The sequence below is a fragment of the Paraburkholderia fungorum genome, assembly GCF_046027605.1.
In the GTDB taxonomy this organism is placed as follows: domain Bacteria; phylum Pseudomonadota; class Gammaproteobacteria; order Burkholderiales; family Burkholderiaceae; genus Paraburkholderia; species Paraburkholderia fungorum_F.
In genome coordinates, this window is record NZ_JAQQEF010000016.1 from 29,984 (window position 1) to 44,709 (window position 14,726).

At 62.1% G+C, this 14,726-nt stretch carries 10 protein-coding genes; 7 read left to right on the forward strand and 3 right to left on the reverse strand.

Features of this window, described 5'->3' with window-relative positions:
* Positions 1–356: 356 nt before the first annotated feature.
* Positions 357–2,117, forward strand: coding sequence for a cytotoxic necrotizing factor Rho-activating domain-containing protein (locus tag PQR53_RS24485; protein ID WP_408459608.1), 1,761 nt, complete (start codon positions 357–359; stop codon positions 2,115–2,117).
* A gap of 248 nt (positions 2,118–2,365) precedes the next feature.
* Positions 2,366–4,246, forward strand: a complete 1,881-nt coding sequence (locus PQR53_RS24490) for an ABCB family ABC transporter ATP-binding protein/permease (protein ID WP_323043221.1) — start codon at positions 2,366–2,368, stop codon at positions 4,244–4,246.
* Between the two features lie 116 nt (positions 4,247–4,362).
* Here PQR53_RS24490 and murU read toward each other — a convergent pair whose 3' ends face one another.
* Positions 4,363–5,076 (reverse strand): N-acetylmuramate alpha-1-phosphate uridylyltransferase MurU, encoded by a 714-nt coding sequence (gene murU / locus PQR53_RS24495; RefSeq protein WP_408459611.1) that lies wholly within the window; start codon positions 5,074–5,076, stop codon positions 4,363–4,365.
* Between the two features lie 3 nt (positions 5,077–5,079).
* Positions 5,080–6,171: an aminoglycoside phosphotransferase family protein gene (locus PQR53_RS24500; RefSeq protein ID WP_408459614.1), complete on the reverse strand. Its 1,092-nt coding sequence runs from the start codon at positions 6,169–6,171 to the stop codon at positions 5,080–5,082.
* 222 nt (positions 6,172–6,393) lie between these two features.
* Here PQR53_RS24500 and PQR53_RS24505 point away from each other — a divergent pair, with 222 nt between their 5' ends.
* From PQR53_RS24505 to rsmA, 4 genes are all read left to right on the forward strand, one after another.
* A complete protein-coding gene (locus PQR53_RS24505; protein ID WP_408459617.1) occupies positions 6,394–8,760 on the forward strand; it encodes an LPS-assembly protein LptD in 2,367 nt (788 codons plus the stop codon).
* A 67-nt stretch (positions 8,761–8,827) separates the two neighbouring features.
* On the forward strand, positions 8,828–10,192 hold the full coding sequence (locus PQR53_RS24510; protein WP_408459620.1) for a peptidylprolyl isomerase: 1,365 nt from the start codon (positions 8,828–8,830) through the stop codon (positions 10,190–10,192).
* 5 nt (positions 10,193–10,197) lie between these two features.
* Positions 10,198–11,208, forward strand: coding sequence for a 4-hydroxythreonine-4-phosphate dehydrogenase PdxA (gene pdxA / locus PQR53_RS24515; protein WP_408459623.1), 1,011 nt, complete (start codon positions 10,198–10,200; stop codon positions 11,206–11,208).
* 180 nt (positions 11,209–11,388) lie between these two features.
* Positions 11,389–12,255: a 16S rRNA (adenine(1518)-N(6)/adenine(1519)-N(6))-dimethyltransferase RsmA gene (gene rsmA, locus PQR53_RS24520; protein ID WP_408459626.1), complete on the forward strand. Its 867-nt coding sequence runs from the start codon at positions 11,389–11,391 to the stop codon at positions 12,253–12,255.
* A gap of 78 nt (positions 12,256–12,333) precedes the next feature.
* Here rsmA and PQR53_RS24525 read toward each other — a convergent pair whose 3' ends face one another.
* On the reverse strand, positions 12,334–13,269 hold the full coding sequence (locus PQR53_RS24525) for a DMT family transporter (protein WP_408459629.1): 936 nt from the start codon (positions 13,267–13,269) through the stop codon (positions 12,334–12,336).
* Between the two features lie 344 nt (positions 13,270–13,613).
* Between PQR53_RS24525 and PQR53_RS24530 the strand changes: the two genes are divergently transcribed.
* Positions 13,614–14,723 carry a porin gene (locus tag PQR53_RS24530; RefSeq protein ID WP_408459632.1) on the forward strand — a complete coding sequence of 370 codons (1,110 nt, stop codon included), beginning with the start codon at positions 13,614–13,616 and terminating at the stop codon, positions 14,721–14,723.
* Positions 14,724–14,726 lie beyond the last annotated feature (3 nt).

Consider the following 14,726-nt stretch of genomic DNA (forward strand, 5'->3'; position numbering starts at 1 on the left):
AGCCAGCTTCTGCGACAGTAAAAGATCAGGAATTGTACGGGAAAGCGCCTGCTCAGGGCGCGTACCGGAAAGCAGTGAGTCAGACGTTCGCTGCCGGACGGCGTGCCGCTGATAACACCTGGTCCGCCGGGAATTGACGGCGCGCGGTCCTGTTGGTTCTATTTCGATGATCTCGATGTGAAATGGCGCTCCGAAGTACGGGGGTAACACCTTCGGCAAAAACATCAGCGCACGATGGCGGTTCCCGTGCGGATTGCCTCGTCCCGGATATCCAGGACGCTGCCGCGGATGGCGGTTTCGGGCCAGACAAAGCGAGCAGTGCGCACGTCCCGAAATCCGACGACGCGAGATTATCGATGAGAATCACCAGCAGTATTGCAGTGTCCCATTGGCAAGAGCCGGAGCCGAACAATATAGGACGCGCCGGCGATGAACGAAGCGTGCGCTCCGGTGGCGCACGCGTGAAGCGCTCTATACCTGGAGACGACCCGCCAGCTTCTCCGCCCAGGAAGGAGCCGCCGCATAACGGCCCGGAGGAGGTCCGATATGTGGGAGGTATTCGCGTCAGAACCGATTACACGTTGGAAGGTGTGCTGGAAACCGTCAAAGATGCGCTTAAACACCCGATTGGCGCGTTTGCCGCGAGTATCAGCGATGTGCACCACGTCGTGATGCATGGCAGGAATATCACAGATCAGGAGAGGAAGGAGATTGCCGAAGATACCGCTCAGATCGACTCCGTTCTGGTGGCCATTCGCGGGGTGACACCGGGCGGCGGCGTGATGAATGTCATCACTGTTTCCGCCGACGTGCTCACCGCCATGTCCAAAGACAAGCCATTGACGCTGGATCAGGTGCACGATCTGGTCTTCAGCATCAACGATTTGCCTTCCGGAAAAAGCGCCGAAATACCCATCAGGCGAGAGGAGGGCGTGGCCCCGAAGGCGCCGCCGAGCCGTCCGGATTTCCATCCTCCGAAGCGATTGCCGGACGGCCGTACAGGCTATCCGCTGAGTCCAACCGAGCCCCCGAAACTACCCGGCGAGTTGACGGGAGCCGGCGCAAGCGAGCATGGGGCGCGGCCCAAAAAAAAGGCACCGCCTCCCGAGGCGCCCCAAGCCGGAACAAGCGAGCCGCAACCGGGCCCGAGCCAGAAAAGGCCGCGCACTCCCATCAAGTCGAAAATCCGGGGCGCTTTCTATAGCGACGCCAACCGGGTCAGGAAAGGCGATATTGCGCCGCTTGAAGGGAGAGGCGCCATTTACCTCAAGACGCCGGGCAAGAACAACACCAGGTTTAGTTTTTATCGTCACGACAAGGAGATGAAAATGTCCAGCCCGACTAACTCATCGGAAATCTCACCCGCTGCGGCACAAGAGGTTCTGCGAACGGGAAATGGGCGGGACGTCACTTCTTTTTCTTCGAATTCGAACAGTTATTTCGGTCAATGGGGGCGAGGCAAGCGCACGCTGAGTGAGCAGGTCGATGTGATCGAACTCGAAAACGGCCGGGAAGGCGTGGGTGCTGTGCAAATATCGTTTGCGGATATACCGCCCAAGGGGGCGGTTCTGGTGACGACTGGGAGTCTCAGCGGATGTACCACGATGTTCGCTGCGGATAACCAGAAATTTTATGCTTACCATACCGGGACATCGACTCCGAATGCCAACTGGAAAACCGCTCGGGAAGGCGTGAGCAGTCTGCGCGAGGCGCATGAACATTTAAAACCCGATGCGCAAAAGAAGGCACTGGCACAACCCAGTAATAACGACCTGGTCGACATGGGGAATGACTATCCATTTTCCGTGATCACCTACAACGGAAAATTCAATAAGGCCCGCCCGCAGGACGACACGCGGATTAATCGTCCGGAATGGGAGTGGTCGAAAGGAACCCACGTTAACAATTATTTTGAACCTGACGGAAAAATGCCGTCGATAGGAACGAGTGTTGCCTTGATTCGAAAAGATGCACGGGGACGCGTCACTGTCAGCGTGCTTTATGAAAAAGGTGGGCTGAAAAGAGCGGCCTCCAAAGGGCGCGTGGGCGATCCCCTCACGTACGACTACAAAGCCATGGAGACGGAGAAATATAAGTTCACCCCGCAAGGCAGTTGACGGGCCGGGCAAGCGGCTGGAGGCGAAGTACTGCTGCCGCTGCCGGGGTCCTTCTGGACATGGTCCGGCTGCCGGCATGGCAAGATCGCGACCGGCGCAAGCCGGACACTCCAGGATACGGTAGACTGATCCGCAATGACCCGGCGCTTAAGCCATCCGCAGTGAAGGCGGGCGCCGTGGCTTCACTGGAGCGCGTCTGGCCTGTACAGGGCGGTTCCGGCGCTTCCACTCTCTCCCCAGCCGATCCCATGCGCCGTACGCCCTCATCCGAACCTTCACCGATCTCGACCCAGCCGCGTAACGACTGGCAAACGATCCTGTCGCTGCTGCCTTACCTCGCCACCTATAAATGGCGCGTTGGCTTTGCGCTGAGCTGCCTGATCGGCGCGAAGGTCGCCAACCTCGGTGTGCCGATCGTGATGAAGCGGATCGTCGACAGCCTCGCGTCGGTGCAACATCTCACCGCACTCGGCCGTGCGCACGATTCGCCCGGCATCGTGCTGCTGGGCGGCGTCGGCTTGCTGGTGGTCGCCTATGCGGTGGTGCGGCTGTCCACTTCGCTTTTCACCGAGCTGCGCGAAATCCTGTTTGCGAAAGTGACCGAAAGCGCGGTGCGCCAGCTCGCGCTGAAAGTGTTCCGCCATTTACATGCGCTGTCCTTGCGGTTTCATCTCGACCGCCAGACGGGCGGCATGTCGCGCGATATCGAGCGCGGCACGCGCGGCATTACGCAGCTGATTTCGTATTCGCTGTACAGCATCCTGCCGACGCTGGTTGAAGTCGGTCTCGTGCTCGGCTTTTTTGTCGTCAAATACGAGGCGTATTACGCGATCGTCACGTTTATTGCGCTCGCCACGTACATCACGTTTACCGTGAAAGTCACCGAATGGCGCACGCATTTTCGCCGCACGATGAACGACCTCGATTCAAAGGCGAATTCGCGCGCAATCGATTCATTGCTCAACTACGAGACGGTCAAATACTTCGGCAATGAAGAGTGGGAAGCGCATCGTTACGACGAAAACCTCAAGCGCTATCGCACGGCCGCGATCAAATCGCAGCGCTCGCTGTCGGCGTTGAACTTCGGGCAGCAGGCGATCATCGGCACCGGGCTCGTGTTCATTCTGTGGCGCGCGACCGAAGGCGTGATGGCCGGCCGCCTTACGCTCGGCGATCTGGTGTTGATCAACACCTTCATGTTGCAGCTTTATATTCCGCTGAATTTTCTCGGTGTCGTGTATCGGGAACTGAAGCAAAGCCTCACCGATATGGACCGCATGTTCACGCTGCTTGGCGCGGCCCAGGAAGTGCCCGATGTGCCGGGCGCGCCCGAGTTGCGGGTGAGCGGTGCGCAGGTCCGCTTCGAGCAGGTGAACTTTTCATATGAGCCGGCGCGGCAGATTCTGCACGACGTGAGCTTCACGATTCCGGCCGGCACCACCACGGCGGTGGTCGGCCACAGCGGTTCGGGCAAATCGACGCTCGCGCGGCTGATGTTCCGTTTCTATGATCTGGACCGCGCAACGGGCGGCGCGATCACCATCGACGGTCAGGATATTCGCGACGTGACGCAGGATTCGCTGCGGGCTTCGATCGGCATCGTGCCGCAGGACACCGTGCTGTTCAACGATTCGATCTACTACAACATCGCTTATGGCCGTCCGTCGGCCACGCGTGAGGAAGTGATCGCGGCGGCGCGCGCGGCGCATATTCACGACTTCATCGAAGGGTTGCCGAAGGGTTACGAGACGCCGGTCGGCGAGCGTGGCCTGAAGTTGTCCGGTGGTGAAAAGCAGCGCGTGGCGATTGCGCGGACCATCCTCAAGAACCCGCCGATCCTGTTGTTCGACGAGGCGACGTCGGCGCTCGATTCGCGTTCGGAGCGCGCGATCCAGCATGAGCTCGACCAGATTGCCCGCGAGCGGACGACGCTGATCATCGCGCACCGGTTGTCGACGGTGGTGCACGCGCAGCAGATCATCGTGATGGACAAGGGGCGCATCGTCGAGCGCGGGACGCACGCCGAGTTGCTGCGTGCCGACGGCCTGTTCGCGCAGATGTGGGCGTTGCAGCAGCAACGTGCCGCGCAGGCGCCGGAGTCGGCTGAAACGGTGGATAGCGAGCACTGAGCAAGCAGCAGCGAGACGCCCTGCTGGGCGAGCGGCGTTGTCCGCTCAGTGTTGACCATGACACGCTGCGCCGCGTACGTTATTCCGTTGCGTCGTCAGCACCATGCGGCCTGCAATCAGCGTGCGCTCAAACGCTGATCCAAAGCCTGCAACTGCGCCGGCGTGCCGACGTTCTCCCACAAGCCTTCGTACAACTCGCCGCTCGCGAGACCGCGTGCAATCGTCTCGCGGTAGTAAGGCGAGAGCGCGCGCCGCGTACCACGCGGTAGACCGCGCACCATGCGCGTGTCGTAGAGGCCGATGTTGCCGAACGTGAAGCGCGGTTGTGCATCGAGCGACAGCACGCCGTCGATCAAACCGAAGTCGCCGCCAGGATGGAACGCCGGGTTCGGCACCATCACCAGATGCATGCCTGGCTCAGGCAATGCCTTCAGCGCTTCGGCGCGTGTGTTCAGCGTCGCGTAATCGAAATCCGCGTAGACGTCGCCGCTTACCGCGACGAACACTTCGCTGTTGCCCTCGTCTTCGAGCAGGGGCAACGCCTGTACGATCCCGCCCGCCGTTTCCAACGCTTCATGCTCGGCCGAGTAGCGCAATTCGACGTTCCAGCGTGAGCCGTCGCCGAGCGCGGCTTCGATCCGCTCGCCGAGCCACGCGTGGTTGATCACGATGGTTTGAAAACCGGCGCGCGCGAGGCGTTCGATCTGCCACACGATCAACGGCTTGCCGCCCACTTCGAGCAAAGGCTTCGGGCACGTGTCGGTCAACGGACGCATGCGCTCACCGCGGCCCGCCGCGAAAATCATCGCTTTCTTCAGAGACATCGTCATCGCTCAGAACGTGTAGCCGACTTCATTCGCGCGGCCTTCGAGTTCGTCGAGCAGCTTCGCGAACGGGCGCAGCGGCGCATAGCGTTCCGCCACCTTGCGTGCATAGCCGATGAAACGCGGCAGATCCTTCATGTAGTGCGGTTTGCTGTCGCGGTAGTTGATCCGGCAGAACAGCCCCAGCACCTTGATGTGCCGTTGCAGCCCCATCCATTCGAGCTGGCGGTAGAACTCGCCGAAATCCGGATCGACCGGCAGGCCCGCTTTTTTCGCGCGCTCCCAGTAGTACACGAAGCAATCCAGTTCGAACTCTTCGTCCCAGCCGAGGAACGCGTCGCGCAACAACGAGGCGACGTCGTAAGTGATCGGGCCGTACACCGCGTCCTGAAAGTCCAGCACGCCGGGATTCACGGGGTTGGGGGCGGTCGCGATCATCAGATTGCGCGGCATGAAATCGCGCAGCATGAACACCTGCGGTTGCGCCCGGGCGCTCGCGATCAGCAGCGCGAAGGTGCGATCGAGCAGCCCGCGGGTCTTGTCGTCGATCTCACGGCCCAGATGGCGGCCGATGAACCATTCCGGCATCAACTCCATCTCGCGGCGCAGAAAGGCTTCGTCGAACGGCGGCAGCACGCCTTCGCGCGACGTGAGCTGCCAGCGGATCAGCGCGTCGAGCGCGTCGCGCATCAACGTGCGGGCCCGGCGCGGGTCATCGCCGCTTTGCGCCGCGCTCAGCGCGCCGAGGTACGAATCGGTGCCCAGATCGGTGACGAGCATGAAGCCGGCCTCGAAATCGACCTCGAGCACACGCGGCACATGCACGTTGGCGGCGTCGAGCAATTGCGCGACTTGCACAAATTCGCGGCACTTTTCGGGCGGCGGCGCATCGACGGCGATCAGGGTGCCGGCGCTTGCGCCTTCCGCCGCCTTACCGGAGAGCCGGAAATAGCGACGGAAACTGGCGTCGGAGGAAGCCGGCGAAAGTGTGTCCAGTTCGAGCGCATAGCGCGCTACATGGGCGTTCAGCCAGGCCTTGAGCAGGTCGAGGCGGCTGTCGGAGGAAGCTTGAGTCGGGTCTTTGGCAGGGGGCAGCGTCATGAAAACCGGCGGCAAATTCTGAGGGGCAACGTCTTGCCATATAATACCCCACGACTTTTTTGACGCGACTCACGCCAGCTTTCGCGTGTTCCGCTTTACCGCCCGCCTCATCGTTCGAAAGATTGTAAATATTGATGTGCAGCCGACTGTCACGGTCGGGGTGTGCAGGCGGTGGATCGTGACTGCAGAAGCTGACGGACGGGCCGATTCGCCAAACGATACATGCCGCCTAGACAGCTTTCCCAAACGACTCCCTCTTGTGCTGTAGTGCCGCGCAAAAGGCGGCTCGTCGCGGCGTTGATCGCCGTTCCGGGCCTGATGCCCGCGCTTGCGCACGCCCAGCTGGTGGGGGAAGCCGCGCAGCCGCAACCTATCGACGCGCCATGGGGCATGCAGCTCGCCCCGCAGCTCGAAGAACATCCGTTGCAGGCGGGCCAGAAGCCGGCCACCTTCGTGCTTGGCGACACGACAAGCGGCACGACCGACCAGGACATGGCCGCCAAGGGTTCGGCCGAGGTGCGGCGCAATACTTTCGTGATCAAGGCCGACGCGCTGCACTACGATCAGGACACGGACATGGCCGACGCTTACGGCCAGGTTCACCTGAACAATAACGGCGCCACGTTTGCCGGCCCGGAAGCGCATATGCGGGTGGACTCGAGCGAAGGCTTCATGTCCTCGCCGAAGTACCACTTCAACGTGACGGGCGGCTCGGGCAGCGCGGAGCGCGTCGATCTGCTCGACAACGAGCGCTCGGTGTTCACGAAAGGCACGTACACGGCGTGCTCGTGCACGGACAATCCGGCCTGGTATATCAAGGGCAGCGAGTTCGATTTCGACACCGGCGCGGACGAAGGCGTCGCGTACAACAGCGTGCTGTTCTTCCAGGGCGTGCCGATATTCGCGTCGCCGTGGCTGTCGTTCCCGTTGTCGGGCGAACGGCGCAGCGGAGTGTTGCCGCCCACGTTCTCGGTCAGTTCGACGAACGGTTTCGAACTGTCGGTGCCGTATTACTTCAACATCGCGCCGAATCGAGATCTGACTGTCACGCCGCGCCTGATCTCGAAGCGCGGTGTGCAACTGCAGTCCACCTTCCGTTATCTGTCGCCCACCTATTCGGGCTCGATCACGGGAGAGTTCCTGCCTGACGATCACCTGACGCATACCAACCGCTACGCGCTGTACATCCAGCACAACCAGAACTTCGGCAACGGGTTCGGCGGTTACATCTATTACAACAAGGTTTCGGACAACACGTATCCGGAAGACCTGTCGTCGTCGGTCAATCAGTTCATGAACGGCACCCAGCTCCTGTATCAACAGGAAGCCGGGTTGACCTATAACAACGGCCCGTGGTCGGTGCTCGCGCGCGAGCAGCACTGGCAGACGCTGACGCCGTCCGTCGCGCCGTACGGCCGCGAGCCGCAGTTGAACGTGAAGTACGCGAAGTACAACGTCGGCGGCTTCGACTACGGCGCGGAAGCCGATTACTCGAATTTTCGCATCACCACCGCGGACATGACCCAAGGTCAGCGGGTGATGTTCAACCCGTACCTGTCGTATTCGGTGGTCGGGCCAGGTTACTTCGTGACGCCGAAGGTGCAGTGGCACTTTGCGTCGTACAACCTGAACAACATCAGTGGTGACGTACCGGTCGGCACGCCGAAGAATTTCACCGAATCGATCCCGACGCTCAGTTTCGACACCGGGCTGATTTTCGATCGCTCGGTGCGGATCTTCGGCGAGGATTACATCCAGACGCTGGAGCCGCGGCTTTACTACGTCTACACGCCGTACCGCAACCAGGAGTCCGCGCCGCTGTTCGATACGGCCGACTCCGACTTCGGTCTCGCGGAAATCTTCACGCCGAACACGTTCGTCGGGAATGACCGGATCGCCGACGCGAACCGTCTGACGGCGGCCCTCACCACGCGCTTCATCAACCCGGCCACCGGCGACGAACGCGCGCGCTTCGTGATCGCGCAGCAGTACTACTTCCAGGACCAGCGCGTCACGCTGCTGCCGACCCAGACCAGCACGCAGGCCACGCATTCGGACTTGATCCTGGGCGCGTCGCTCAAGCTCGGCGCCGGTTTCGCTTCGGAAACGGCGTTCCAATATAATGCCGACAACAACCAGTTGGTGAAGACGAGCGTGGGCTTCGGGTTCAGTCCGGCTACCGGCAAGGTGATCAATGTCGCGTACCGCTACACCCGCGCGAACACCACGCTGGACAACCAGCCGATCAATCAGGTGCTGATCTCGGGGCAATGGCCGCTGACACACCGGGTGTACGGGGTAGGCCGTTTCAATTACGACCTGGGCGGGCATCGGATCGTCGACGGTCTGATCGGCCTGCAATACGACGCCGACTGCTGGACGCTCGGCGCCGGGATTCAGCGCTATGCGAACGGGGTGAACACGTCGGCCCAGCAGCAGACGGGCACGCGGTTTCTCGCGCAGTTGACGTTCAAGGGCTTGTCGAGCGTCGACAACGGACTGATTTCCGCATTCCGCACCAGCGTGGCGGGCTATACGCCGTTGCCGCCACCGCCGCCGCCGGAAGCGCGTTTCACCAATTACGAATGACGCTCGCACGCTCATTTATAGAATGCGAAAAGACGGGCCAGGCGCGCCCGACATCATTGGAGTATCTGTGGCAATCATGAAAAAGCTTCGCTTGGCAACGCTTGCGGCCGGTCTTGCCGCCGCGGCGTCTTTCCTGTCGGTTGCGCCGGTTCAGGCGCAGGCGCTGTCGTCCGGCAATGGCGGCCAGACGGTCGATACCATTGCCGCAGTGGTCAACAACGGTGTCATCACGCGGCGCGAGCTCGACGAGCGCATCGGCCTGATCACGCGCCGGCTGAACCAGCAGAACGCGCCGGTCCCGCCGATGGACCAGTTGCGTCAGCAGGTGCTCAACCAGATGGTGCTGGAACGCATCCAGTTGCAGAAAGCGAAAGAAGACGGCATCAACATCGACGACGCCGCCGTGCAAAAAACACTCGAGCGCCTCGCACAGGCGAACAACATGACGCTCGACATGTACCGCTCGCGTATCGAGGCGCAAGGCGTACCCTGGACCACCTTCACGAGCGACGCGCGCACCGAGCTCACGCTCTCGCGTCTGCGTGAGAAGGAAGTGGACAGCAAGGTCACCGTGTCGGACGCCGAAGTGGCGAACTACATTGCCAGCCAGCGTGGTCCGAACTCCGGTCTGACAAACGATCTGCATCTTCAGCACATTCTGGTGAAGGCGCCGTTGAACGCGTCGGAAACCGATATCGAGGCCGCGCAGCAAAAGGCTCAGGCCCTGCTGACCGAAGCCAAGGGCGGCGCCAATTTCGAAAAGCTGGCGAAGGCGAATTCGCAAGCACCGGATGCGTCGAAAGGCGGCGATACCGGTTTCATGCCGCCGTCCAAGCTGCCGCCTGAGTTCGTCAAGGCCGCTTCGGCGCTGCGTCCGGGCGAGGTCAATCCGGATCTGGTCCGCACCAACGACGGCTTCGAAATCGTGCGTCTCGTCGATCGTCGCGCGGGCCAGGGCACCAGCTCCGATGCACCGAAGCTCGTGCAGACGCACGTGCGCCACATTCTGCTGCGCGTCGGCGACGGCATGTCCGAGCCGCAAGCGCGTCAAAGGCTGCTCGACATCAAGAGCCAGATTGCCGCGGGCGGCGACTTCGCGAAGTTCGCGCACACCTACTCGCAAGACGGTTCGTCGTCGCAAGGCGGTGACCTCGGTTGGATCAGCCCGGGCGAGACGGTGCCGGAATTCGAGCGCGCCATGAACAGCTTGCAGGACGGTCAGATCAGCGACCCGGTGCGCAGCGAATACGGCTATCACCTGATTCAGGTGCTGGGCCGCCGCGAATCGGAAGGCTCGGTTTCACAGCAGATGGATCTGGCGCGTCAGGCGATCGGTCAGCGTAAGGCGGAACAGGCCTACGCCGACTGGCTGCGCGAATTGCGCGACACCGCCTACGTGGAAGTGAAGCCGACTCTGTCCAGCACGCAATAACCATCATGACAAGCGCCGCGCCGTCCACCAGCCTTCCGTTGCAGATCGCGATCACGACCGGCGAGCCTGCCGGCGTCGGCCCCGAGCTGACCGCGCAGGCGCTGGCGGGCGCGGCGGCGCATTGGCCCGGCGCGCAGTTCACCGTGCTGGGCGATGCGGATCTGCTGACGGAGCGCGCGCGTGCGATCGGCGTCGATTGGGCCGCGTTGATGGCCGACGGCAAGCGCGTGCGGGTACAGCATCGGCCGCTCGGTGCGCCTTCGCTGGCTGGCAAGCTGGACGCCGCCAACGGCCGCTACGTGCTCGATCTGCTCGACAGCGCGATCGACGGCGCCGTGGCCGGCACGTTCGACGCGATCGTTACCGCGCCGCTGCAAAAAAGCACCATCAACGATGCCGGTGTACCGTTCACAGGCCACACGGAATATCTTGCCGAGCGCACCCACACACCGCGCGTGGTGATGATGCTGGCCGGCACCGGCAAGCGTCCGTTGCGCGTTGCACTTGCCACCACGCATCTGCCGCTCAAAGACGTCTCCGCCGCGCTGACGGTCGAAGGTATCGTCGAGACGTTGCGCATTATCGACCACGATCTTCGCCACCATTTCGGTTTGCCCGCGCCGCGCATTCTCGTCACGGGCCTGAACCCGCATGCGGGCGAAAACGGTTATCTGGGCCGCGAGGAGATCGACGTGATTTCACCGGCGCTGAAGCTCGCGAACGCGCAAGGCATCGACGCGCCCGGCCCCTATCCGGCCGACACCTTGTTCCAGCCGCGTTATCTGGAACAGGCCGACTGCGTGCTGGCCATGTTCCACGATCAGGGCTTGCCGGTCTTGAAATACGCGACGTTCGGCGAAGGCATCAATGTCACGCTCGGTTTGCCGATCATCCGCACCTCGGTCGATCATGGCACCGCGCTCGATCTGGCCGGCACCGGCCGTGCCGACGCGGGCAGTCTGATTGCCGCGATCGATACAGCAGTTTCGATGGCGCAGCACCGCCGCGCGGGTTGATACAGCTGTGTCGATCGCCTATCACCGTCGAACGGGCTGATCCAGCGGTGTCGATGGCGTAGCATTGCCGCGCAGGCCGCAACAGCCGCCAGGGAGTACGACTTCATTGGCGTTTCCCACGATTGCGAGTCGTTCCGCTTGCTCTCTTTTTAAGCAGTTTTCTTTCTTAGCGTTTCTTCGATGTCCACCAGCAGACAGCAACAGGGCCGGCACCAAGGCCACATCGCGCGCAAGCGTTTCGGACAGAATTTTCTGGTCGATATGGGCGTGATCGATTCGATCGTCGACGTGATCCGGCCGCAGCGCGGCGAGCGCATGGTCGAGATCGGGCCGGGCCTCGGCGCGCTCACCGAACCGCTGATCGAGCGTCTGGCGACACCAGAGGCGCCATTGCACGCGGTGGAACTGGATCGCGATCTGATCGGCCGCCTCAAGACAAAATTCGGCGACCTGCTCGAGTTGCATGCGGGCGATGCGCTCGCGTTCGACTTCGGTACGCTGGCGGCAGCTGGCGAAAAGGCCTCGCTGCGCATTGTCGGCAATCTGCCGTACAACATTTCGAGCCCGTTGCTGTTTCATCTGACCGCGTTCGCGCATCGCGTGATCGATCAGCACTTCATGCTGCAGAACGAAGTGGTCGAGCGCATGGTGGCCGAGCCGGGCACCAAGGCGTTCAGCCGCCTCTCGGTGATGCTGCAATACCGCTACGTGATCGACAAGCAACTCGACGTGCCGCCCGAGGCATTCAACCCACCGCCGAAGGTCGATTCGGCGATCGTGCGGATGATCCCTTACGAACTGCATGAACTGCCTGCCGTGGACGAGCGCGTGCTCGGCGAAGTGGTGACGGCGGCCTTCTCGCAGCGTCGAAAGATGCTGCGCAACACGTTGGCCGCGTATCGTGACTCGGTGGATTTCGAGGCGCTCGGCTTCGATCTGCAACGCCGCGCCGAGGATGTGCCGGTGGCCGAATATGTGCAAGTGGCGCAAATCGTGGCGGCTTCGCCGGCGCGTGGCGCCGCGGCCGCCGGAAACGGCGAGGCCTGAACGGAGCGCACAAGTGGAGCACAAGGTTGGAAGAGGCGCGCCATTGTCAGAGGTGGCGCGCTTCTACATCCCACGTTCCTAACCAGCTCGACGTTTCCCGGGCGCATTGACCAGCGCAATGCCGGTCAGCACCAGCACGGCGGCCATCAGAAAGCGCAAGCTGAACGATTCGCCGAGCAGCAATACGCCGAAGGTCACGCCGAACAACGGCGTCAAAAACGAGAACACCGACAGGCGCGACGCGATGTAGCGCGTCAACAGCCAGAACCACACCAGATAGCTGACGAACGCCACGATCACCGCCTGATACCCGAGGCTCAGCACCGCCAGAGGCGTGACGTTGTCCACGTGTGCCTGGCCTAGCCCCAGCGCGAGCGCGATCAGCACTACCGCCGACACCGTCAATTGATAGAAGAGCGTCTTGCTGGCGCTCGAATGGGCGAGGCGCGTGGCGCGCACCACCACGGTGGTCGCGGCCCACGCGATGCCGGCCAGCACCCCAAGCGCGTCGCCGGCGGCGCCCTTCAGCGTCGCGCCCTGCGCGCCGTGGCCGTGCAGGAAGCCGTCCGCGAATGCCAGCGCCATCCCTGCAAACGCCACCAGGATGCCGAGCCATTGAACGCGCCGCATCCGCTCGCCGTCGACAAACCAGTGCAGCCCGAGCGCCGTGAAGCAGGGCGCGGTGTATAGAAAGACCGCCATGCGCGAAGCGCTGGTCAGCGTCAGGCCGAGAAAAATGCAGACGAATTCCGCCGCGAACAGCACACCCGCGAGCAAGCCCGCACCCAACGTGCCGTCGTCGCGAAAGAGCGGGGTGCCGCGCGAGCGCGCCCAGCCCCATACCAGCACAGCTGCGATGGCCGAGCGCAAGCCGGCCTGGAATACCGGCGGCAGCGCCGCGTTGGTGCTCTTGATCGCGACTTGCTGGAGTCCCCAGATCGCGCACAAGCCGATCATCAGCACGATGGCGAAGCTATCTGGCGCGCGGCGCGCGGGCAGGACTGTTGTGCTCATGAGGAGTGTCGATTGGCGATCATAGGTCATACGATAGCAAAACAGTTCGTGCCGCAATGCGATGACCCCACCGCCTACGCGTGCTTCTTACAAGCTGCAAGCCCTTCGATGACATAACAACAGTTACATCAGTCTATTTTCTTGCGGCTTCAGATTCGCGCTAAGGTTCACCCAGACGCATTTCGTCAGCTTATTCGCGCAGCCCGCAGGGGTCGCCATGCAAGGCTCCGAGCCGGACCCGTCGATTTGCGCGGTCTCGAATGAGCAGCGTGCCGGTACTTTGCATCAGGTATGGCGGTGTCGAAATATCCGCGAAAAGTGGGAATCTGTACAGGGGAGACGATATGAGGAACGCAAGCCGGTGGGCGATCGCAGTGGTGCCCGCAGCGTTGGCATGTCACATGGCGCATGCGCAATCCAGCGTGACGCTCTACGGTGTGGTCGACGAAAGCGTGCGGTATCTGACCCACGTCAATAGCGCAGGAGATTCGAAGCTCGCGCTCGGCAACGGCGGCACGACCGAAAGCCGCTGGGGCATCAGAGGGGTCGAGGATCTCGGCGGCGGCTGGTCTACGTTCTTCAAGCTCGAAAACCGCTTCTACATAAATAGCGGCCAAAGCGATCCCAACATGCCGTTCTTCAATGAGGCGCAAGTGGGCGTGCGCTCGGACACCTATGGTCAGGTGATCTTCGGCCGGCAATACAACGTGATGATCGAGGGCATCACCATCGGCGGGTACGGCAGCAATCTTTGGATTCCGTACGATTTCAGCTTCCAGCCGGAAGTGACCATGACCGGCGGTATCTGGACCAGCAATCAGGTGCAGTATCAGGCGAAATACAACGGCTTCTATTTTGCCACCGGCTACGCGTTCGGCGGCAACGCGGGCAATTCGTACGGCAGCCAGATCGGCGCGACGCTCGCGTATGCGCCGGGCGGTCCGTTCACGCTTGGCGCCGCGTATGAAGAGTCGAAAGATTCGGTCAACGGCTCAGCCGCGAAAGACTGGACCATTGGCGGGTCGTACACGTGGAACATGACGCGGTTCTCGGTCGGCTATATCGTCAATCAGAACGACGCCGGTTTTTCGAACTTCGCCAACGGGCCGTTCACCGCGCCCGCGTTGGCCGCGCTCAAGTACACCGACTTTTCGCGGCGCCGCATGATCATGGGCGGCATCTCGCAACAGGTCGGCACCGCATGGCACTTCGCCGCGAACGTCTGGCGCACGCTGCAGGACGGCAAGACCGCGGCGCAGGACGGTTCGGCATGGCAGTACCAGCTGATGGCCGACTACAACCTCTCGAAGCGCACCGATGTTTATCTGGAAGGCGATTACTCGCTGTACCGGGGCGACCTGATCGGCGCGCAGTTGCAGGGCGTCAATGGGGTCGGGCTCGCGCAAAAGGGCAGCCAGATCGGCCTGATGGCCGGTCTACGGCATCAGTTCTGAGCC

Excerpts from the sequence above, each read along its gene's own strand:
- PQR53_RS24485 (WP_408459608.1), top strand. The coding sequence starts at position 357 with ATGAGAATCACCAGCAGTATTGCAGTGTCCCATTGGCAAGAGCCGGAG.
- PQR53_RS24490 (WP_323043221.1), top strand. The coding sequence starts at position 2,366 with ATGCGCCGTACGCCCTCATCCGAACCTTCACCGATCTCGACCCAGCCG.
- murU (WP_408459611.1), bottom strand. The coding sequence starts at position 5,076 with ATGACGATGTCTCTGAAGAAAGCGATGATTTTCGCGGCGGGCCGCGGT.
- PQR53_RS24500 (WP_408459614.1), bottom strand. The coding sequence starts at position 6,171 with ATGACGCTGCCCCCTGCCAAAGACCCGACTCAAGCTTCCTCCGACAGC.
- PQR53_RS24505 (WP_408459617.1), top strand. The coding sequence starts at position 6,394 with ATGCCGCCTAGACAGCTTTCCCAAACGACTCCCTCTTGTGCTGTAGTG.
- pdxA (WP_408459623.1), top strand. The coding sequence starts at position 10,198 with ATGACAAGCGCCGCGCCGTCCACCAGCCTTCCGTTGCAGATCGCGATC.
- rsmA (WP_408459626.1), top strand. The coding sequence starts at position 11,389 with ATGTCCACCAGCAGACAGCAACAGGGCCGGCACCAAGGCCACATCGCG.
- PQR53_RS24525 (WP_408459629.1), bottom strand. The coding sequence starts at position 13,269 with ATGAGCACAACAGTCCTGCCCGCGCGCCGCGCGCCAGATAGCTTCGCC.
- PQR53_RS24530 (WP_408459632.1), top strand. The coding sequence starts at position 13,614 with ATGAGGAACGCAAGCCGGTGGGCGATCGCAGTGGTGCCCGCAGCGTTG.